This window comes from Brevibacterium sp. Marseille-P9724 (assembly GCF_902500275.1).
Taxonomy (GTDB): Bacteria; Actinomycetota; Actinomycetes; order Actinomycetales; family Brevibacteriaceae; genus Brevibacterium.
This window is the reverse complement of sequence record NZ_LR722998.1, coordinates 74,316-93,883: the sequence shown is the minus strand read 5'-3', so window position 1 is coordinate 93,883 and position 19,568 is coordinate 74,316. Positions and strand designations below refer to the sequence as shown.

The window sequence follows — 19,568 nt, the reverse complement described above, 5'->3', positions numbered from 1 at the left end:
GCCAGTGAGAGTGCTCGCGAGGATTCGTACGCAGCGTTCTTACATGACTACAATCACCACCGAGCCCACACCGCCATCGGGGGACTCTCACCAGCCGACCGCGTTCACAACCTCACGGGGAAGTACAGTTAGCAACGAATCCACCCGTTAGCCGCAAGGGGACTCCCTTCAGCAACAAATCTGCGCTTTAGCAACAACTGCTAACGGGAGTTTTTGTTGCTAAAGCGTGGGGTCGTGGTGGGAAGCTGCCCCAGCACTAGAACGAGGCAGAGGTTCGCTCCCAGCTGAGATGGGGCCTAGCACAAGCCAGCCGGGGCGAGGTCTCTCAAGGCCAGCGGCGGCAGAATCACACGCCACCCCAATGTGGGCAACTCTGCTAAATCGGCAAGATTTCTTCACCTGAACAGTGTTCAGGTACGATTCACCTCATGACTTCCAACATCCCTTCCGCGCCGCAGAACGGCGCTCGCGGGCAGGGCGTTTCTGCCGGCCTGTCAGTTGCACTCATCGCCGTGTTTGCGGCTCTCATCTGGGTGTTCGCCCTCGTGCCTCCCATCCCGGTCGGTCCGGTCGGCGTGCCGATCACCCTGCAGACCCTCATGCTGGCCTTCACCGGCATGGTGTTGGGCCCCACGCGCGGCTTCATTGCGGTGCTGCTGTACTTAGCGCTGGGCTTTGTGGGTCTCCCCGTGTTCTCGGGAGGACGAGGCGGAATCGGCGTTCTCGCCGGCCCTTCAGCTGGCTTCATTCTGGGCTTCCCGTTCTACACGCTGCTGTCCGGTTGGGCTGCACGCTTTGCCTACCGCCGCTTCTCCGGTGCCCGCCGAGTTGTCGTGATGATCCTCGGTTCGCTGGTGACCGCCTCGGTTCTTCTGCACCTGATGGGAATTGCCGGGATGTCCATCAACGGCGGCATCCCGTTCGGCGCTGCGACAGTTGCCGATATGGCCTATTGGCCCGGTGACGTCATCAAGACCACCGTTGCTGCTTTCCTGGCCATGATGGTTCTGCGCGCCTTCCCGGTTCTGACACGACGCTGATGGCCCACATTGTCTTCGACGGCGCTCACGCCGCTGTTCTCGATTCGGCAGAAGGCGGGCCAGAGCGTCAGTGGCGCACCCTGGCAGGCCCTTTCACCTGCGAAATCAATGAGCAGCGGGTGGCCGTCATCGGCGCCAACGGTTCAGGTAAGTCCACGTTCCTGCGGATGATCAACGGCCTTACTCTGCCCACGTGGGGCAGGGTCGCCGTTGACGGCTTCGACACGGTCGATGACGGGCGCACCGTACGCCAAAACGTCGGCTTTGTCTTCACCGACCCGGCAGCGCAGCTGGTCATGCCGACCGTCATAGAAGACATCGAACTGTCGCTGCGGCGCATAGAAGACAAACGCGCGCGGCGTGAACGCTCGCTGGCGGTGCTCGACGAACTCGGTCTGACAGGCCTTGCCGACCGATCGGTGTACGAACTCTCCGGAGGTCAGCGCCAGCTGGTGGCACTGGCTTCCGTCCTCACAGTGGAACCGCAGGTGCTGCTGATGGACGAACCGACAACCCTGCTCGACCTGACTAACCGCACGCTCCTGCGGGATACCCTGGACGAACTCGCCGAAAAGCGCGGCGTGCAGATCATCACCACCACTCACGATCTCGAATTCGCAGCCGATGCCGAACGCGCCCTGGTGATCAACGGCGGCGAAATCACCTTCGACGGCCCTGCTGACCAGGCGATTGCCCACTACCGCGAAGCCGCGGTTTCAGCAGCCCGAGCCACACGCCGCCCCAACAGCCCAAACACCGATGACTGAGGAGACCAAGAACGGCGGCGCCTGGTCAGACGGTGCCGGCCCAGCCAGCCAGACAGCGCCTCGCATGATTGCCCAGTCGGCTATGCCGAAGCCACGCACGGTACAGCGCCGCCGCGGTGAATTCCTCGGGGTGCGCTGGCCGATTCCCGGCTGGCTGCACCGAACGCCCGCCTGGGTCAAAGTGATCGTCCTGATGCTGACCAGCCTGCCGGTGATCGTTGTGCGCGACGCGTGGGTCAACGGTGCGGTGTTCGTGCTGATCGTCCTCATTGCCCTCACCGCGCGCCTGCCGCTTGGCAAAGTGGTCCTGCCGCTGTTGCGCATGTGGCCGGTCATGCTGCTCTTGGTGATCGGCAACCTCATATTCACAGACGCGGTCACCGCCGCCAGGGTGGCCACCGCCATGCTCGCAGGAGTCATCGGAGCATCCGTGCTCATCTTGACCACCAGCATCAGCGAACTGCTTCGCGTGTTCGCCGCTGCCGCCAGGCCGCTGGGGTGGGTGGGGGTAAGTCCCAGAATCGTGGGGCTGGCCGCAGCTCTCACCATTCGCAGCGTGTCCTATATTGCCGATCTCCTAGGGCTGGCTGCCGATTCCGCCCGCGCTCGCGGACTGGAAAGGTCCCTGCGGGCGCGTTCAGTCCCGGTTGTGCTCGGCACGGTGCGCTACGCCATTGACACCGGTGCCGCGCTGGAAGCGCGCGGTCTCGTCGAAGAGCTGGGTAGTACCTCGGGGGAGTAGGACCGGGCCATATGCCCCGGAACCCACGCGGCGCCGGTCCGGGAAACACACCTCGGCACACCGACGAGGCGCCGACTACCGGGAGTGCGCCAGGTTTTCGTGAGCGGCAATCGCCTGCGCGTAATAGCCGACCAGCTGCGAGCACACCCCGCGCCACGTGCGGGACTCGACTTCGGCCCGGGCGGCCTGCGCAAAGGCGCGGCGCTTGGCATCGTCACCCAGCAGGTCCAAAGCGCGGTCGCGCAGACCCGCAACATCGCCCGGGGCGTACAGCCAGCCGGTGCGCGAATGATCCACCAGGTCCAGGGGTCCGCCGCGAGCCGGCGCGATCACGGGGACACCGGAGGCCATGGCCTCCTGAATTGTCTGGCAGAACGTCTCAAATTCACCGGGTGCTATGCACAGGTCAAAGCCGGCAACAGCCCGGGCCAGAGCTTCGCCGCCGAGAAAGCCCGTGAAGTGCGCGTTCGGCAGAACCGTCCGCAGGCGGCCCATGAGCGGACCTTCGCCGATGATGACGATCTTGGCATCGGGGACATCGGCCAGCACCCGCAGATTCTCCACCTGCTTTTCGGCGGCCAGCCGACCCACGTAGCCGATGACCTTCTTCCCGTCGGCCACCGACTGCCGCCACTCATCGCACCTGCGGTCCGGGTGAAAACGCGCGGCGTCGACGCCGCGGGCCCATTTGGCGATCCGGTCAACACCGTGCGATTCCAGCTGTTCGATCGTCGGGGTCGACGGGGCGAGGGTCATGGTGGCGCGGTTGTGGATGTTTCGCACGTGGCCCCACAGCATGGACTCAACGCCGGTAAGACCGTAGCGGGCAGCGTAGGCGGGAACCTCAGTCTGGTAGACCGCGACTGACGGGATGTTGAGCTCCTGGCACGCCTGCACCGCACGCCATCCCAGAAGGAACGGCGAGGCTATGTGCACAACATCAGGTGCGAAATCGGCGAGAATCCGGCGGATGCGGGCGACTCCACCAGGCGCTACGCGCAGCCGCTTATACGCGGGGAAAGCCAGCGAGGGCACATAGACAATCGGCACGCCCATGTATTCACGCGGACCGCCCATTCGGGTGCCCGGGGCAATGACCAGAGCTTCATAGCCGCGTTCGGTGATGTGCTCAATCGCCTTGAGGAGACTTCCGACAACACCATTCATCTGGGGCAGAAAAGTTTCAGCAACAATCGCAACTCTCACGGTTTTAGGATCATCCACCCAGGTGGCCGTTTTGCCACGCACAGAACACTCCAAGGTGAACTTTCGGTCACCTGCCCGGTGAGTCCTTTCAGCCGCCAAGGCCGGTCGATACCATGAGTGCAGCCTGGAACGCGGGTGCGGATAAGGTGCTCACAGCAGCTGTCCCAACGGCCCCGGCGGGTGCCGAGAACATGGATCGTGCAGGTGTTCGGAGAGAAGGCGAAGGAGGCGCGGTGGCAGAGATCGTCCTCGTGATCGTTGCGGTCGTCCTGTGTTTGGGTCTGGCCTACCTTCTGTACTCCCGGGGCTCGCGGCTGAGACTGGCGCTTGACCTCGTGGGGGAGGCCCAGCGGCAGCTGGACCAGGTGCGCACGGACCGGCACGCCCTCGTGCCCGAGTTCCTGCGCATGGCGACAGCTCATTCGGAACAGGACGAACACCATCAGCGGGCAGTGCAGGATGCTCTGCGGCGGGCCAGAACAGTCAAGGACGCATCCGAAATCGGGCAGGCGGAAGAGCGGCTGACCCACGCAATCGACGCACTGGCCATTGGGCTCATTGAAGTTGACCAGCACCGCCAGAGCTTAGGTTCGGCAATCGATCTGCACGCTCAAATGCGGATCATCGAAGGGCGGATCGTGTCCAGCATCCGCTATTACAACCTGGCAGTTGCCAAATACACTTCGCAGCGCCGCCAGCCGACTGCCTTCGCCCTTCGCACGGCGTTTCCGCTGCTTGCTCCCATGGAGTACCAGGATGTCGAAGCGGAGCCCGTCGTAGAGTTTCGTCCGTGAGGTTTCGACTCGATCTTGGCTATGACGGCACCAACTTCCGCGGGTGGGGAGTGCAGCCGAATCTGCGCACCGTCCAGGGAACCCTGGAAGAGGCGCTCGCTTTGGTCTGCCGTTCTCGCGTGCGCACGGTTGTTGCCGGGCGCACCGATGCGGGAGTGCACGCGCGCCGGCAGGCTGTCCACCTGGACCTCGGCGAAGCCCAGATTGCGGCACTCGTGGGGCAGCGCCGAGTCGATCGGGACGGTGTTCCGCGCACGCCTGAATCTGCCCTTGTCAGCCGTCTGCGCGGTGCGCTGAGTCGGCTGGATGCCCACGATGTCGTCATTCACGGTGCCGCTGCGGTATCGGATGACTTCGATGCGCGCTTCTCGGCACAGTGGCGGGCCTACTCGTACCGGCTGGCTGATGACCTGTCGTTCTTCGATCCCCTTCTGGCCGCCGCTACGGTCCGCCACCGAGGTGCCCTCGACTCTGACGCCATGGCCCGTGCCGCTGCCGGACTGCTGGGCCTGCATGACTTTCTGCCGTTCTGCAAACCCCGCCCGGATTCGACAACCATCCGCACGCTGCAGCAGATCTCAGTCGGCCGCGACCGTGATGGGGTGATTGTCTTCAGGCTGCGCGCCGATGCCTTCTGCCACCACATGGTCCGCGCAATCGTCGGCGGCCTGATCCGAGTCGGCACGGGTGCGTGGTCAGCTGATTATCCTGCCCAATTGCTGGAACGGGCCAGCTCACAAGGTGGAAGCCCGGAACCGCTTTACATAGCCCCCGGGGAGGGGCTGGTGATGGAAGAAGTGGGCTATCCTCCGGAAGGTGAATGGGCCGCGCGGGCGCGGCAGACGCGGGCTCGGAGGGACTCGGCCGAGCTGGGAAACGGGTAGCGCACCACAACGGCCCTTCATGAATAGGCCATGTTGAGTTCATAAAGAAGTCCCCAAAAATGTCTCAGATTTGCAACACTATGGTCAGACCTTTTCCAGGAACGCGCGAATAGACGCTGACTCAGAAACAGAGGATTGAACATGTTCAAAGCACGCCGTGCGCTGTGCGGAGGCGCTGCCGCCGCCGCACTGGTCGCACCTCTCGGCGCAATGCCGGTATACGCGGACGCCCCGGAGGGCGCCAAACTCCAGGTGCTGGGAATCACCGACTTCCACGGACGAATCGCAGACCCCGACGGCCAGGCAATGGCCTCGACCATCGAAAACCAGCGCGGCAAAGCTGAGGGCAGCTCAGTTCTGCTGTCCGCCGGCGACAACATCGGCGCAAGCACCTACGTGTCGTCTTCCCAGAAAGACGAGCCCACGATTGACTACCTCAACGCACTGGGGCTCGACGCCTCGGCAATGGGCAACCACGAATACGACCGCGGTTTCAAAGACTTCAGCGAGCGCGTGCTGGCAGGGCCTCACAAGGCAGAGTTCCCGCACCTGGCCGCCAACGTCTACAAGAAGGGCACCAAAGACGTCCCCGAAGGCGTCAAGGACTACGAAATCATCGAAAAGGACGGCATCAAGATTGCCGTCATCGGTGTTGTGACGCAGGAAACCGCAAGCCTCGTCAGCCCGTCTGGAATCAAGAACCTTGACTTCGGCGACACCGCAGAAGCGGTCAAGAACACCTCGAAGAAGATCGCCGACCTGCCCGAGGATCAGGCACCGGACGTGACGCTTGTTCAGGCGCACGTCGGTATGAGCGGATCGGCTGAGGGAGACAGCTGCTCCACTGCGATCGGCAAGAGCAAGGAAGTCAAGAGCATACTCGACGCCGCTGACGATTCAGTCGACGCGTTCTTCCTCGGCCACACGCACGTTCCGGTCAACTGCACCTACAAGAAGGGCGACAATACGGTCCCCGTGATGCAGGCAGGCCAGTACGGCAAGAACGTCGCCGCGATCAACCTGACCTCCAAGGGCGACGGCAGCTGGACCGTCGACAGTCAGGAAGTTGTCGACACCAAGGGGCAGACGGCCTCGACTGAGACCATCGGCAAGACCGGTGAGATCATCAAGGCAGCCACCGAAAAGTCGCAGGAGATCGGCAAGGAAGTAGCCGGTGAAATCGACGAAGACATCACGCGCGCCTTCGACAAGGACGGCAAGGAAGACCGCGGTGCCGAATCGACGCTCGGCAACCTCGTTGCTGACGCACTCAACGAAGGCACCGGCCTGTCTCAGCTGGAGAAGTCGGACTTCGGCATCACGAACCCGGGTGGTCTGCGCACCGATCTGAAGGTCGATGACATCTTCAACGGCGAAAAGCCCGGCGAAGTCACGGTTGCAGAACTCAACCAGGTTCTTCCGTTTGCCAATGACCACGGAGTTGTTTCGCTCAAGGGCTCCGACGTCATCAAGCTGTTTGAACAGCAGTGGCAGCCTGATGGTGCCAGCCGTCCGTTCCTGCACCTGGGCGTGTCTAAGGAACTCGAAGTCGTCTACGACTCCAAGGCTGAACGCGGCAAGCACGTGGTATCCGTCAAGGTAAACGGCAAGGACATTGACCCGAAGAAGACCTACCGTGTGGCCACCCTGTCCTTCCTGGCGGCAGGCGGCGACAACTTCGAGGCCTTTGCCAACGGCAAGTTCGAACAGTCCGGTCTGACCGACTTCGAAGTGTGGGAAGCCTACTTCAATGCCCGTCAGGATGAAGGCAAGAAGGTGAAGGCCGACAAGGACGAACGTCAGGCTGACGCTGCGCTGGACGTGATGAAGAACGGCGACCTCGAAGTCTCCATCGACCATCCTGCGGGCAAAGACGGCGGCTTTGCAATCAAGGCCGGCAGCACAGCGGAGATCGGCGTTCAGTTCAACGCCAAGAGGGAAATCAAGGGCCCTCTGCAGATGACCTTCGACCTGCCGAAGGGTGTTTCGATCGACCTTGGCAAGCACGCCGTCAAGGGCAAGAAGAACGCTGCGAAGTTCGACTCGGTTCCCGAAGGCAAGTCCGAGGTGAAGTTCAAGGTCACCGCTTCAAAGGACGCCGGCAAGAAGGGCGCCCCGAAGGCCGGCGGCAAGGTTGACGGAGCTGAGGCTGCTAAGGCCGAAGGCGGCAAAGCCAAGGCAGACAAGGGGTCGAAGATGACGGCTTCCCTCACTGCTTCGCCCGATCATGACTGGTGGGACAACAACCCGCTGCCCATCGGCGGCAAGGTCGAAATTCCCGTGAGTGTGGTTTCTGCTGCCGACAAACCTGCCGATGCGCAAAAGCCGGAAGCTGACGACAAGACCGTCAAGCCGGGGGCTGGCGACAAGGGCGCTGAGCCGGAAGCCGGTGACAAGGACGCGCAGCCGGGAGCTGCCGACACCGACGGCGATAAGCCGGGTGACGGAGCGAACAACCCGCTGCCGCGCACGGGTACGGAACTCGGCCTGGCTGCTGCCGCGGCAGTCGCACTGCTGCTGACCGGCGCCGGTGCGCTTGTCGTCACCCGCCGCAAGAACGCAGACGTGAACTGAAGCTGCGGTTCTTAAGGTTCTGAGTCACTGAGGCGCAAGCCCTGAACGCTTCGGCGGGCAGTTCCCACAGGGGAGCTGCCCGCCGAAGCGTTTCTGCATACACCGGCCCCGTTTTGCAAAGCCGCGCGAATCCGGGCTAGTATGGACAGTCGCTGTACGTCAGATACACATGCCGCAGACCTCTAGTCGCGTTGCAGGACAAGCGGGAAATGTATACGCGTACCGTGCACCTCAAGCAAGTCAAGTACTGCTGAACAAGACTCACGACCTTGTCAGGCAGACGTGTGTGGCTTGGAAGCTAGAGACGAAAAGAAGGCAACTTTTGCGTACGTACACACCAAAGCCCGGCGATGTCGAGCGCCAGTGGCACGTCATCGACGCCACTGACGTCGTTCTCGGTCGCCTTGCTTCGCAGGCAGCTCGTCTGCTGCGCGGCAAGCACAAGGTGGAATTCGCACCTCACATCGACACGGGTGACTTTGTCATCATCATCAACGCGGACAAGATTGTGCTCACCGGCGACAAGCTGGAGAAGAAGCGCGCCTACCGCCACTCCAACTACCCGGGTGGTCTCAAGAGCCTCAGCTACGAAGAGCTCCTTGAGAAGTTCCCCGAGCGTGCAGTGGAGAAGGCTGTTGCAGGCATGATCCCCAAGAACCGCCTCGGCCGTGCCCAGATGCGCAAGCTGAAGGTGTACGCAGGTGCTGAGCACCCGCACGCCTCGCAGAACCCGCAGAAGTACGAAATCAGCCAGGTCGCGCAGTAAGCGCCCAAGGCTCAGTTAACCGAGGAGAATCGTGGCTGACAACCAGAACCTGAACGAGGACGTCGAAATGACGTCGTACTCGACCGAAACCCCGGCTTCGGCTGGTCTCGGCGAAACCGTGGCCGGTGGCCGCGGCGAATCGCTCACCGCTCCCGGCCAGGGCGTTGGCCGTCGCAAGCGCGCAATCGCTCGCGTCCGCCTGGTCCCCGGCACCGGTGAATGGAAGATCAACGGTCGTGACCTTGAAGCCTACTTCCCGAACAAGATGCACCAGCAGCTCGTTCGCGAACCCTTCCGCCTGCTTGACCTCGAAGGCCGTTTTGACGTCTTCGTGCGCATTTCCGGTGGTGGACCCTCCGGCCAGGCCGGTGCTGTCCGCCTGGGCATCGCCCGTTCGCTGAACGAAATCGACCGTGAAAACAACCGCCCTGAACTGAAGAAGGCCGGTTACCTCACGCGTGACGCTCGCGTTCCCGAACGCAAGAAGGCCGGTCTCAAGAAGGCTCGCAAGGCTCCGCAGTTCTCCAAGCGCTGATATTTGCCCACCCGGGCAGATCGCACTTGGGGCGCACGACGCCTGCATCAAGACCCCCGCACTTTCGGTGCGGGGGTCTTGTGCTTTCCGGTTACGAGGCGCCGCGCGCCTTCCGCTGTGTTCTTCATGCACTGCGGGGTTCTGATCAGGTGTTCAGCTTCGCAAACGTAAAATGGTTCCGATCAAAAACAGGAGGTTCTATGAGCAGGCTTTTCGGCACGGATGGCGTTCGCGGTCTGGCCAACAGGGACATCACCGCTCGACTCGCTCTCCAGTTGGGTGTGGCAGGCAGTCGGGTTCTCGGCAGGCCCGAGAAGCGCTATGGGTCAGGCGGCAAACGCCCCTTTGCGATTGTCGGCAGGGACACCCGCATCAGCGGTGACTTCCTGGCTTCGGCTATTTCCGGCGGAATTGCCTCGACGGGTGTAGATGTGTGGAACGCCGGTGTTCTGCCCACCCCGGGTGTGGCCTATGCCGTGAAGGCAACCGGTGCTGACTTCGGTGTTGTGCTGTCCGCCAGCCACAACCCCATGCCGGACAACGGCATTAAGTTCTTCGGTCCCGGCGGCACCAAACTCGACGATGCCGCGGAAGATGAAATCCTCGAACTGCTCGACGCCGAATGGGATCGTCCCACCGGCGCGGATGTCGGCCGCATCAAACCGTATGCTGCGGCAGCAGATGAATTCACCGAACACCTGGTGTCCACCCTCGGCGACACTCCCACCCCGCTGCAGGGACTGCGCGTGGTTGTCGACTGCGCCAATGGTGCCGCATCTGTCGTAGGCCCGGCGGCCCTGCGTCAGGCTGGTGCGGATGTGACGGTTATTGCGGCCAGCCCTGACGGCCTGAACATCAACGACGGTGTCGGCTCCACACACCTGGGGTCACTGCAGGAAGCTGTCGTCGAAAACGGCGCTGACCTGGGGGTGGCCTTTGACGGCGACGCTGACCGCTGTTTGGCAGTTGATGCGCGCGGGCGCGAAGTCAACGGAGACCAGATCATGGGCATCTTGGCACTGGGCATGAAAGAAGCGGGCACTCTGAAGAACGACACGCTCGTCACAACCGTCATGTCGAACCTTGGACTCAAACTGGCAATGGAACGGGCGGGCATTGCGGACGTGCAGACGAAAGTCGGCGACCGCTACGTGCTGGAGGGCATGCTGGCCGGCGGCCACGTGCTCGGCGGTGAACAGTCCGGCCATGTGCTCCTGCTTGATCACGGAACAACCGGCGACGGAGTGCTGACAGCACTTCACCTGATCAACCGCCTGGCCTCCACCGGCCGTACGCTGGCTGATCTTGCCGCGGAAATCCCGCAGCTGCCGCAGGTTCTCATCAACGTCAGCGGAGTCGACAAGACACGCACCGACGACCCCGCCGTTCAGGCTGAGGTCGCCGCTGTCGAAGGCGAACTCGGCAAGACAGGCCGCGTTCTGCTGCGGGCCTCCGGCACCGAACCGGTCATCCGCGTCATGGTCGAAGCCGAAACAGAATCCGAAGCGCAGAAGCAGGCCGAACGCCTGGCCGAGTGCGTCAAGCAGAACCTTGCTCTGTGAGCGTCTGCGGCGGGCTGCCGCTGAGCTGATGAACGGGCGGTGACCAGGCGGTGCAGAAGAGCGCGCGCAGCGGGAAAGTCCTCTACGGACGCTTAGCCGCCGGGTTTGCCGCAGCTGCCTCGACGGCGGTCGGCACCGTCGTCGTAATCGGCTTGAGCCTCGTGGCTAGGGCAACGTCGGGGATGTCCGGCCTGTGGTGGATGTTCGGTGTGCTGACATCATCATTTGCCGTACTCGGCGGCATCGCCGCGGTCGGTGCTTTCCTCACCGGTTTCGTGCGGGCGGGCTATGTGGCTGACCCGGCCGCGCCTGCCCGCTGGAGCGCAATGACAGCACTGTTCATAGCCTTCGCGACCCCGGTTGCTCTGTACATCGTCACCGGCCCGTGGCTGACCAACGGGCTGATCGTCGCAGTTTCGACGTTGCTGTGCTCAGCAGCTGGCGCGCTCATCTTCCTGCTGGTCTGGCCGCTTCTGCTGCAAGCAGGTGCGGTGAGCTCAATCGACGTCTGAGGTTCATCGCATAGAGGCCCGATCTCTGCCGCTACAGCGAGAGTCATTAGTCTGCCGAGGCGCCGCCGGCAGGATCTTCTGACTCTTCTTGGTCTGCAAACTGGGTGGTGTACAGCTGCGCGTAGCGACCGCCCTGAGCCAGAAGCTCGCTGTGGGTGCCGCGTTCAACAGCCTGCCCTCCTTCGATCACGATGATCTGATCGGCACTGCGCACAGTCGACAGTCGGTGGGCGATGACAAGCGCCGTCCTGCCGGTCATAGCTTCGTCCAGGGCCTGTTGGACAGCCGCCTCGTTTGTTGAATCGAGAGCGCTCGTAGCCTCATCGAGCACCACGACCGCCGGTTCGGCCAAAAGCAGACGGGCAATTGTCAGCCGCTGGCGTTCCCCGCCGGACAGCCGGTAGCCCCTTTCTCCGATCACGGTGTCAAGACCGTCGGGCAGGGCGTCGATGACGGTCCAGAGCCTGGCGCGCTCCAGCGCAGAGCGCAGCTGAGCATCCGATGCGTCCGGTTTGGCAATCGTCAGATTGTCGCGGATCGATTCGTGGAACAGGTGTCCGTCCTGGGTGACCATGCCGACGGTCGACTTCAGCGTGTCAAAGCTCAGCTGGCGCACATCAACACCGGACAGCTCAACCGAGCCTTCCGTCGCGTCGTACAGCCTGGGCAGCAGGGAGGCGATTGTGGACTTCCCCGCACCGGATGAGCCGACCAGGGCGACCGTGTGCCCTGCCGGGACGGAGATGTTCAGCCCGTGCAGCACCTCGGCTGATTCCCGACCGTCGAGAACCGCAACGTCTTCAAGAGAGGCGAGCGACACCTCGGCGGCGGTGGGGTAGCGGAACGAAACATCCCGGTACTCCACAGACACAGGGCCCGCCGGCAGGGGCTTCGGATCGACAGGCTCCTGAACGGTCGAGCGCAAGTCGAGAACCTCGAACACCCGCTGGAACGACACAATGGCCGATGTCACGTCCATGCGCGCATTCGCCAGCATCGTCAGCGGGGTGTACAGGCGGGTCAGCAGAAGTGCGAGCGTAACAACCTTCCCGGCATCGAGTGAACCGGCTACCGCCTGCATACCGCCGACGCCGTAGACCAGCGCCAAAGCCAGTGCCGACACGAGCGTGAGCGCGGCAAGGAACGTCACCTGCAGCATGGCGGTGCGCACACCGATATCGCGCACTCGGCCAGCACGCTCAGCAAATTCCGCAGATTCCTTCTGCGGGCTGCCGAACAGCTTGACCAGAGTCGCCCCACCAGCGGAAAACCGCTCTGTCATACGTGTGGACATAGCCGCGTTGAGATCAGCGGCAGCAAACTGCAGCGACGCCAAGCGCCCCGCAATGAAGCGGGCGGGCACGAGGAAAATCGGCAGGAGCAGCACGGACAGCACCGTCACCTGCCACGAAATCGCGACCATCACACCGACTGTCAGAGCAAGCGACACAAGGTTCGTCACAACCCCGGACAGCGTGTTGGAAAACGCCCGCTGGGCACCCATGACATCGTTGTTCAGCCGCGATATGAGCGCACCCGTGCGGGTCCGGTTGAAAAACGCGACCGGCAGAGTCTGCACGTGGTCGAAAACGGCTGTGCGCAGATCGTAGATGAGCCCTTCGCCGATGCGGGCAGAAAGAAAGCGCGACAGTATTGTCAGGGCCGCATCGACCACTGCGAGCAAGCCCATGAGAACCGCCGTGCCGACAATCAGCTTCGCAGGCCCACCAGCGGTAATGGCATTGACCACCCGCCCGGCCAGCACCGGAGTGGCCACGGCAACACCGGCGGATACCGCCGAGAGCAGGATGAAAAGGACCAGTTTGCTCTTGTGCCCGGCTGCAAAACCGCCGATGCGCCGAAGAGCTTCCCGGTCAACCTCGGGGGCGGGACGGCCCTTAGTGCGCTGGCTGGCAGTTGTGCGATGCAGAATCGCCATGGGGGAGTAGTTCGTCACGGTGCTCCTTTCCTCACCCGTATCAGCCGAGCCGGCCTCACAGGGACGCACGGGAAGTCTAGCCCCGCCCAGAGGCAGTGCGTCCGGGCTGGGCTGTCTCTCAGCGGCAGTCCGGCTCCGCCTCGTCATGTGGAGGTTTATGACGAAACACGGGCAATGCGTTTCCGCACAGTGAGAAGGTGACGACAATAACTGAACAATTCGCATAGAAGGACTGCACATATGAAACTGCGCATCGCAGCTATCGTCGCTGCCGCAAGCCTGGTTCTCACCGGCTGCGGTGCAGGCGGAGGAGACCAGGAGGTCGGCCAGAAGAACGGCGATATCACCAAGCTGACCGTCGGCGTTTCACCTGTCCCACACGGTGACATTCTGCGCTACGTCGACGAAAACCTGGCTGAAGAAGCCGGCCTTGACATCGAGATCAAGGAGTACACCGACTACGCGCTGCCCAACCGTGCGCTCGTCGACGGCGACCTCGACGCCAACTACTTCCAGCACAAGCCGTACCTGGACGAGGAAGTCGAAGGCCAGGGCTACAAGATCCACGGTTTCGAAGGCGTGCACATCGAACCGATCGCACTGTTCTCCAAGAAGGTGGATTCGGTTGACGAACTTCCCGACGGCGGCACCATCGGCATCAACAACGACCCCGCCAACCAGGGCCGCGCACTCGAAATGCTTGCCAAGGAAGGCGTTATCAGCCTCGCTGACGGCAAGGACGCAACCACCGCCACAATCAAGGACATCAAGGACAACCCGAAGAAGCTCGAATTCAAGGAAGCCGACGCAGCACAGCTGTCGCGCACCTTGGAAGACACCGATGCTTCGATCATCAACGGCAACAACGCCCTGGAAGCCGGACTGTCGCCCACCAAGGACTCGGTGCTCGTCGAATCGGCTGAAGACAACCCCTACGCGAACTTCCTCGCAGTCCGCGAAGGCGACCAGGACAACGAAGCCATCAAGAAGCTCGACGAACTGCTGCACTCACCGGAAGTGAAGAAGTTCATCGAAGACAAGTGGACCGACGGCGCGGTGCTCCCCGCTTTCTGATCCACCCATCCGCAGGGCTCAGGCCCTGTAAGATCCACCAGACGCCGGGTCCAGCACTGCAGGCTGACTACAGTTTGCGCAGCTGGATCCGGCGTACTGAATGGTCAGCCGACTTCGTCAGAATCAGATCGGCCCGACCGCGCGACGGCGCAACGTTCTCACGCAGATTGGGAGAGTTGATGGAGTCCCAAATCTCCCCGGCAAGGGTGAGCGCTTCGTCTTCTGTCAACTCTGAATAGCGGTGGAAGTACGAATCCGGCTGAGTGAAAGCACCTGACTTCAGCTCCATGAACCGGTCGATGTACCACTGGCGGATATCACCGGGTGCCGCATCGACGTAGACGGAGAAATCGAAGTAGTCGCTGACCGACATTCCCACTTTCCCATCGGCGCGCGGCCTGGGCGGCTGCAGGACGTTGAGCCCTTCGACAATCAGAACATCCGGTGAGCGCACCGTGATCTCAGCACCGGGAACAATGTCGTAGGTGTGGTGCGAATACACGGGGGCGCGAGCTTCGCCCGCACCGGACTTGACGGTGGCGAGGAAGCGCATGAGCGCCCGCCGGTCGTAGGATTCCGGAAAGCCCTTCCGGGATGTCAGACCCCGGCGTGCCAGTTCGGCATTGGGAAAGAGGAATCCGTCGGTGGTGACGAGCTCAACCTGCGGGGTGTCCGGCCACCGGGCCATCATTTCGCGCAGAACTCGCGCGGTGGTGGACTTGCCGACAGCCACTGAACCGGCCACGCCGATGACAAACGGGATGTGCTGTGGGGCGGGGTCGTGGCCGCTGGCGCGCAGCGGAGCAAAGAACTCCCGCGTGAGCCTGTGCTTTTTGCGACGTGCTGAAACATACAGGTTGAGCAGGCGCGACAGAGGCAGGTAGATCTCTTCGATCTCCGTGGTGTCCATGCGCTCGCCCTTGCCGCGCAGCCGCTCAACATCCTCGGCCGTCAGCGGCAGGGGAGTGGCCTGGGCAAGTTCTGACCACGTTGTGCGGTCAAAGCGCCAGAAGGGCGATGAGACGGACTGGCTGCCCGACTTCTGGTGCGGGCGCAGTCCGGCAAGCAGCCGCGCGGGATCGAGGTCGCTGGATCGAACGGACGTAGCGGCGTCGTTGTGTTCCATAGGTGATGCAGATCCTCGTTTCGCTCAGCGATCCCCCAGACAGGGAATTCCAGCTTAAGGCACAACCGCGCGTTAATATTGAGGTCTATGTGTGGAATTGTTGGATTCGTTGGAAACCCGAACGCCCAGATCACCGCTGAAGACGTCACAGTCGGAGGCCTCAAGCGAATGGAGTACCGCGGCTATGATTCCGCGGGCGTTGCATTCGTGACCGAGACCGGCCAGCTGGCATCAGCGAAAAAGGCCGGGAAGCTGGACAATCTCAAAGCTGAGCTTGCCGAACACCCGCTGCCGAAAGCCGCAACCGGCATCGGCCACACCCGCTGGGCAACCCACGGGGCACCGACTGACGAAAACGCGCACCCCCACCTGGCCGATGACGGCCGTCTGGCGCTGATCCACAACGGAATCGTCGAAAACTACGCCTCACTCAAAGAGCGCCTGCTGAAGGACGGCGTCGAATTCGCATCTGAAACCGACACGGAAGTCGCAGCGCACCAGCTGGCCAAGAACTACCGCGAAACCGGTGACCTCACCGAAGCCATGCGGCGGACTTCTAACGAGCTTGAAGGTGCTTTTACCCTGCTGGCCGTCCACGCTGACAAACCCGGAACGGTTGTCGCGGCCCGCCGCAATTCGCCGCTGGTCATCGGCCTGGGCCAGGACGCCAACTACCTGGGTTCGGATGTTGCCGCGTTCATCGACTACACCCGCCGCGCCGTTGAGATCGGCCAGGACGAAGTCGTCACCATCACAGCTGATTCAGTCGACATCATGGACTTCGACGGCAACCCGGTCGAAGGCACCGAGTATGAGATCGACTGGGATCCGGCAACTGTGGACAAGGGCGGATTCACGTCGTTCATGGAAAAGGAAATCCACGACCAGCCGCAGGCAGTCGCCGATACGCTCCTGGGCCGCTTCGACACCGACGGGCGCCTCACCCTCGACGAAATGCGGATTGACGAATCCGTGCTGAAATCCGTTGACAAGATCATCGTCGTGGCCTGCGGCACGGCCGCCTACGCCGGTCAGGTCGCCAAATACGCGATCGAGCACTGGTGCCGCATCCCGGTGGAAGTCGAACTGGCCCACGAATTCCGCTACCGCGACCCGATCGTGTCGGAGAAGACCCTCGTCGTCGCGATTTCGCAGTCCGGCGAAACGATGGACACCATCATGGCCCTGCGCCACGCCCGCCACCAAGGGGCGAAGGTGGTTGCCATCTGCAACACCTACGGTTCGACCATTCCGCGCGAATCCGATGCCGTTCTTTACACGCACGCGGGCCCCGAAATCGCAGTGGCCTCCACCAAAGCGTTCCTTTCTCAGATTGTCGCCTGCTACCTGCTGGGTCTGTATCTGGCACAGCTGCGCGGCAACAAGTACCGCGACGAAATCCAGCTGATCCTGGACGAACTGCAGAACATTCCGGGCAAGGTCCAGCAGCTTTTGGATGACGACTCCCAGCAGATCACCGACCTGGCCAAGCGCCTGGCCGAAACCCCGTCCGTGCTGTTCCTGGGCCGCCACGTGGGCTTCCCCGTGGCCATGGAGGGCGCGCTCAAACTCAAAGAGCTCGCCTATATTCACGCCGAGGGCTTCGCCGCGGGCGAACTCAAACACGGTCCCATCGCGCTGATCGACGAGGGCCAGGTTGTCATCATCATCGTGCCCAGCCGCTTCGGCAGGGATTCGCTGCACTCGAAGGTCGTCTCCAATATTCAGGAGGTCCGGGCTCGCGGAGCCAACACGATCGTCATTGCCGAACAGGGTGACGAAGCAGTGCGCGAGTACGCCTCCGAAGTCATCTACGTGCCCAACACCACCACGCTGCTGGCACCCCTGCTGACTACGGTGCCGCTGCAGATCTTCGCTATGGAACTGGCTCAGGCCAAGGGCCTGGATGTCGACCAGCCGCGCAACCTCGCGAAATCCGTCACGGTCGAATAAACGGTCGGACAGAGCCGCATAGAGGAGGACAGAGCCGTGGGCATCATCGGCATCGGCGTTGACATTGCCGACGTTCCCCGCTTCCAGGAGCACATTGAGCGGGTGCCCGAACTCCTGGACCGCCTGCTGACTCCTGCCGAGCAGCTGAAGAAGAACGGAAGGCGGCGCAGCCCGGAAAGCCTCGCCGCCCGGTTCTCGGCAAAAGAGGCCCTGGTCAAGGCTCTGCAGTTCCCGCAGATCATTCCGTGGCAGGAGGCCGAGGTGGTGTCGGCCTTCTCCGGTGCCCCGTCTTTCCGTTTGAGCGGTTGGGTGTTGGAGATGTTCCGCCAGCGCGGAGGTGAGCACGTGCACCTGTCGATCACCCACGACGGGGACCGCACAATCACCTACGTCATTGTCGAAGGCAGCGGACCGTCACTGTCCCCGCCTGTCGACCAGCCGGCCCCGCCGCTGCCGGGAACAGAAGAGCACGACCGTGCGCTCGCCCAGTTCCGCGCCGATGTCGCACTCAGGCGGCAAGAGCGCAATCGGATGCGGGAGGAAGCCCGCCGGAACAACCCCGGCTGAACCAGCAGAAACCGAGTCACCCCGCGCGTTGCCCCCAGCTCGAACAGAACAGGAAACACTATGCCCCGCCCCGCGTACACCGGTGAGCAGATCCGCCAGGCCGAAGCTCCGCTTTTGGAAGCCGGTGAAGGCGACAGGCTCATGCGTCGGGCCGCGGGTCAGTTGGCGGCCGTGTGTCGCCGAGTGCTGCGCTTAGGCGGCGGCACCGTCTACGGTCGGCGCGCAGCTGTTCTCACCGGTCCGGGCAACAACGGCGGGGATGCCCTGTTCGCTGCCGCTGACCTCGCCCGCCGCGGTGCTGCCGTCACCCTCCTGCACACCCTCGGCACACCCCACCGGGCGGGCCTTGCTGCCGCCCTGAGCGCTGGTTGCCGGCAAGCTGAAATCGCCGAGGCGCCGGGCCACCTGGGAGCGGCTGATCTGGTTGTCGACGGGATATTCGGCACCGGCGCCAAACCCCAGCTGCCGGAGGACATTGTGCAGCTGCTGTGCGTGTGGCAGGCCAGTTCGGCCCGTGCGGAGGGGCAGATCACAGTGGCGGTCGACGTGCCCACGGGCATTGACGCATCGACCGGACGCAGCGCACAGGCTGCCGTGCAGGCTGATTGGACGGTCACCTTCGGCGGCCTCAAAACCGGCCTGTTCACGGGTGCTGGCGCTTCCGCTGCCGGCCGCGTTGTGCTTGCGCCCATCGGCCTGGATTTCTCAGATACCGTGCCGGATGCGTGGGTGTACAGAAGGGATGATCTGCGCGAACTCGTCAAAGCGCCGACGGGGGAGGACCACAAGTACACCCGAGGTGTTGCGGGCATCTGCGCTGGTTCCGCTGACTATCCCGGTGCTGCCGTTCTGTGCACCAGCGCTGCGGTGGCCGCAGGTGCCGGAATGGTGCGGATCACCGGGGATGCTCAGCTGCGGTCCGCCGTTGCAGCCGAGGTTCCAGAAGCCGTTGCAGCCGACGGGCGCGTCCAAGTGTGGGCCGTTGGCCCCGGCAGCCCCAGCAGCGACAGGACTGAAGCCGTGTTCGCCAGCGGGGAGCCGGTCATTGCCGATGCGGGCGCCCTGGACCATCTGCCCGAACACCTGCCGACAGGCAGCATCATCACACCGCACGCCGGGGAACTCGAAAGGCTTCTCACAGCACGCGGGCACAGCGTGCAGCGGGCCCAGATTGAACAGGACCAGCTGCACTGGGCTCGCGCTGCCGCCGAAGAACTCGACGCGGTCGTTCTGCTCAAGGGCCACCGCAGCGTCATTGCCGAACCCGACGGCACCGTCCACCTGCCCCAAGCCGGTTCAGCCAACCTTGCGACAGCAGGCTCAGGGGACGTGCTCACGGGGGTGCTCGCAGCGTTCCTGGCAGAAAGAGCGGCAGCCAAAGGGCGCCTCGACCCCGGTACGACGGCCGTGACCGCCGCGGCTGCCGTTCTGCTCCACGGGAGGGCGGGCAAGACCGCCGTCCACGCCTCCGGCCTGCCGCAGGCTGTGGAGCAGGCTGTGCTCAAAGCTCGGGGGCGTTAGGATCGA

At 63.1% G+C, this 19,568-nt stretch carries 17 protein-coding genes and 1 pseudogene; 15 read left to right on the top strand and 3 right to left on the bottom strand.

The features are described from left to right. From GC119_RS11100 to GC119_RS09775, 4 genes and pseudogenes are all read left to right on the top strand, one after another. Positions 1-132 (top strand): annotated as a pseudogene (locus GC119_RS11100) (IS481 family transposase); the annotation flags it as partial. Positions 133-428: 296 nt separating this feature from the next. Beyond that, positions 429-1,040, top strand: a complete 612-nt coding sequence (locus GC119_RS09785; protein ID WP_226829393.1) for a biotin transporter BioY — start codon at positions 429-431, stop codon at positions 1,038-1,040. Next, complete coding sequence (locus GC119_RS09780) at positions 1,040-1,807, top strand: ABC transporter ATP-binding protein (RefSeq protein ID WP_151953032.1); 768 nt, start codon at positions 1,040-1,042, stop codon at positions 1,805-1,807. The genes GC119_RS09785 and GC119_RS09780 overlap by 1 nt, the downstream gene beginning before the upstream one ends. Further along, a complete protein-coding gene (locus GC119_RS09775) occupies positions 1,800-2,549 on the top strand; it encodes an energy-coupling factor transporter transmembrane component T family protein (protein ID WP_226829392.1) in 750 nt (249 codons plus the stop codon). The genes GC119_RS09780 and GC119_RS09775 overlap by 8 nt, the downstream gene beginning before the upstream one ends. Positions 2,550-2,624: 75 nt before the next feature. On the opposite strand, the gene GC119_RS09770 is transcribed toward GC119_RS09775, so the two are convergent. After that, positions 2,625-3,755 (bottom strand): glycosyltransferase family 4 protein, encoded by a 1,131-nt coding sequence (locus GC119_RS09770; protein ID WP_151953031.1) that lies wholly within the window; start codon positions 3,753-3,755, stop codon positions 2,625-2,627. A gap of 233 nt (positions 3,756-3,988) precedes the next feature. On the opposite strand from GC119_RS09770, the gene GC119_RS09765 reads away from it, so the two are divergent. From GC119_RS09765 to GC119_RS09735, 7 genes are all read left to right on the top strand, one after another. Beyond that, positions 3,989-4,549: a LemA family protein gene (locus GC119_RS09765; protein ID WP_176745906.1), complete on the top strand. Its 561-nt coding sequence runs from the start codon at positions 3,989-3,991 to the stop codon at positions 4,547-4,549. Beyond that, positions 4,546-5,433: a tRNA pseudouridine(38-40) synthase TruA gene (gene truA / locus GC119_RS09760; protein WP_070776970.1), complete on the top strand. Its 888-nt coding sequence runs from the start codon at positions 4,546-4,548 to the stop codon at positions 5,431-5,433. The genes GC119_RS09765 and truA overlap by 4 nt, the downstream gene beginning before the upstream one ends. A gap of 141 nt (positions 5,434-5,574) precedes the next feature. Continuing rightward, on the top strand, positions 5,575-8,007 hold the full coding sequence (locus tag GC119_RS09755; RefSeq protein ID WP_151953030.1) for a 5'-nucleotidase C-terminal domain-containing protein: 2,433 nt from the start codon (positions 5,575-5,577) through the stop codon (positions 8,005-8,007). A gap of 322 nt (positions 8,008-8,329) precedes the next feature. Next, positions 8,330-8,773 carry a 50S ribosomal protein L13 gene (gene rplM, locus GC119_RS09750; protein ID WP_019176036.1) on the top strand — a complete coding sequence of 148 codons (444 nt, stop codon included), beginning with the start codon at positions 8,330-8,332 and terminating at the stop codon, positions 8,771-8,773. Positions 8,774-8,840: 67 nt separating this feature from the next. Continuing rightward, complete coding sequence (gene rpsI / locus GC119_RS09745; RefSeq protein ID WP_070575301.1) at positions 8,841-9,308, top strand: 30S ribosomal protein S9; 468 nt, start codon at positions 8,841-8,843, stop codon at positions 9,306-9,308. A gap of 200 nt (positions 9,309-9,508) precedes the next feature. Further along, positions 9,509-10,870 (top strand): phosphoglucosamine mutase, encoded by a 1,362-nt coding sequence (gene glmM, locus GC119_RS09740; RefSeq protein WP_151953029.1) that lies wholly within the window; start codon positions 9,509-9,511, stop codon positions 10,868-10,870. A 50-nt stretch (positions 10,871-10,920) separates the two neighbouring features. Next, the gene (locus GC119_RS09735) at positions 10,921-11,382 is read left to right on the top strand and encodes a hypothetical protein (protein ID WP_151953028.1); all 462 of its coding nucleotides are present in this window, start codon (positions 10,921-10,923) and stop codon (positions 11,380-11,382) included. Positions 11,383-11,428: 46 nt separating this feature from the next. Here GC119_RS09735 and GC119_RS09730 read toward each other — a convergent pair whose 3' ends face one another. Next, positions 11,429-13,321 carry an ABC transporter ATP-binding protein gene (locus GC119_RS09730; protein ID WP_413462994.1) on the bottom strand — a complete coding sequence of 631 codons (1,893 nt, stop codon included), beginning with the start codon at positions 13,319-13,321 and terminating at the stop codon, positions 11,429-11,431. 240 nt (positions 13,322-13,561) lie between these two features. On the opposite strand from GC119_RS09730, the gene GC119_RS09725 reads away from it, so the two are divergent. Beyond that, positions 13,562-14,395 carry a MetQ/NlpA family ABC transporter substrate-binding protein gene (locus GC119_RS09725; protein WP_151953026.1) on the top strand — a complete coding sequence of 278 codons (834 nt, stop codon included), beginning with the start codon at positions 13,562-13,564 and terminating at the stop codon, positions 14,393-14,395. A gap of 67 nt (positions 14,396-14,462) precedes the next feature. Here the strand turns inward: GC119_RS09725 and coaA are convergent, their stop codons facing one another. Further along, positions 14,463-15,521, bottom strand: coding sequence for a type I pantothenate kinase (gene coaA, locus GC119_RS09720; protein ID WP_070574582.1), 1,059 nt, complete (start codon positions 15,519-15,521; stop codon positions 14,463-14,465). Positions 15,522-15,608: 87 nt separating this feature from the next. Between coaA and glmS the strand changes: the two genes are divergently transcribed. The 3 genes from glmS to GC119_RS09705 are packed head-to-tail and all read left to right on the top strand — an operon-like array spanning position 15,609 to position 19,562. Further along, a complete protein-coding gene (gene glmS, locus GC119_RS09715) occupies positions 15,609-17,474 on the top strand; it encodes a glutamine--fructose-6-phosphate transaminase (isomerizing) (protein WP_070574580.1) in 1,866 nt (621 codons plus the stop codon). A gap of 36 nt (positions 17,475-17,510) precedes the next feature. Beyond that, the gene (locus tag GC119_RS09710) at positions 17,511-18,041 is read left to right on the top strand and encodes a holo-ACP synthase (RefSeq protein ID WP_070574578.1); all 531 of its coding nucleotides are present in this window, start codon (positions 17,511-17,513) and stop codon (positions 18,039-18,041) included. Between the two features lie 60 nt (positions 18,042-18,101). Next, entirely contained in the window at positions 18,102-19,562 is a 1,461-nt protein-coding gene (locus tag GC119_RS09705) for a bifunctional ADP-dependent NAD(P)H-hydrate dehydratase/NAD(P)H-hydrate epimerase (protein ID WP_070574576.1), read from the top strand. The last annotated feature ends 6 nt before the right edge of the window (positions 19,563-19,568 follow it).

Excerpts from the sequence above, each read along its gene's own strand:
- rpsI (WP_070575301.1), top strand. The coding sequence starts at position 8,841 with ATGACGTCGTACTCGACCGAAACCCCGGCTTCGGCTGGTCTCGGCGAA.
- GC119_RS09730 (WP_413462994.1), bottom strand. The coding sequence starts at position 13,321 with ATGGCGATTCTGCATCGCACAACTGCCAGCCAGCGCACTAAGGGCCGT.
- glmS (WP_070574580.1), top strand. The coding sequence starts at position 15,609 with ATGTGTGGAATTGTTGGATTCGTTGGAAACCCGAACGCCCAGATCACC.
- coaA (WP_070574582.1), bottom strand. The coding sequence starts at position 15,521 with ATGGAACACAACGACGCCGCTACGTCCGTTCGATCCAGCGACCTCGAT.
- GC119_RS09775 (WP_226829392.1), top strand. The coding sequence starts at position 1,800 with ATGACTGAGGAGACCAAGAACGGCGGCGCCTGGTCAGACGGTGCCGGC.
- glmM (WP_151953029.1), top strand. The coding sequence starts at position 9,509 with ATGAGCAGGCTTTTCGGCACGGATGGCGTTCGCGGTCTGGCCAACAGG.
- GC119_RS09780 (WP_151953032.1), top strand. The coding sequence starts at position 1,040 with ATGGCCCACATTGTCTTCGACGGCGCTCACGCCGCTGTTCTCGATTCG.
- GC119_RS09755 (WP_151953030.1), top strand. The coding sequence starts at position 5,575 with ATGTTCAAAGCACGCCGTGCGCTGTGCGGAGGCGCTGCCGCCGCCGCA.
- GC119_RS09785 (WP_226829393.1), top strand. The coding sequence starts at position 429 with ATGACTTCCAACATCCCTTCCGCGCCGCAGAACGGCGCTCGCGGGCAG.
- GC119_RS09725 (WP_151953026.1), top strand. The coding sequence starts at position 13,562 with ATGAAACTGCGCATCGCAGCTATCGTCGCTGCCGCAAGCCTGGTTCTC.
- GC119_RS09705 (WP_070574576.1), top strand. The coding sequence starts at position 18,102 with ATGCCCCGCCCCGCGTACACCGGTGAGCAGATCCGCCAGGCCGAAGCT.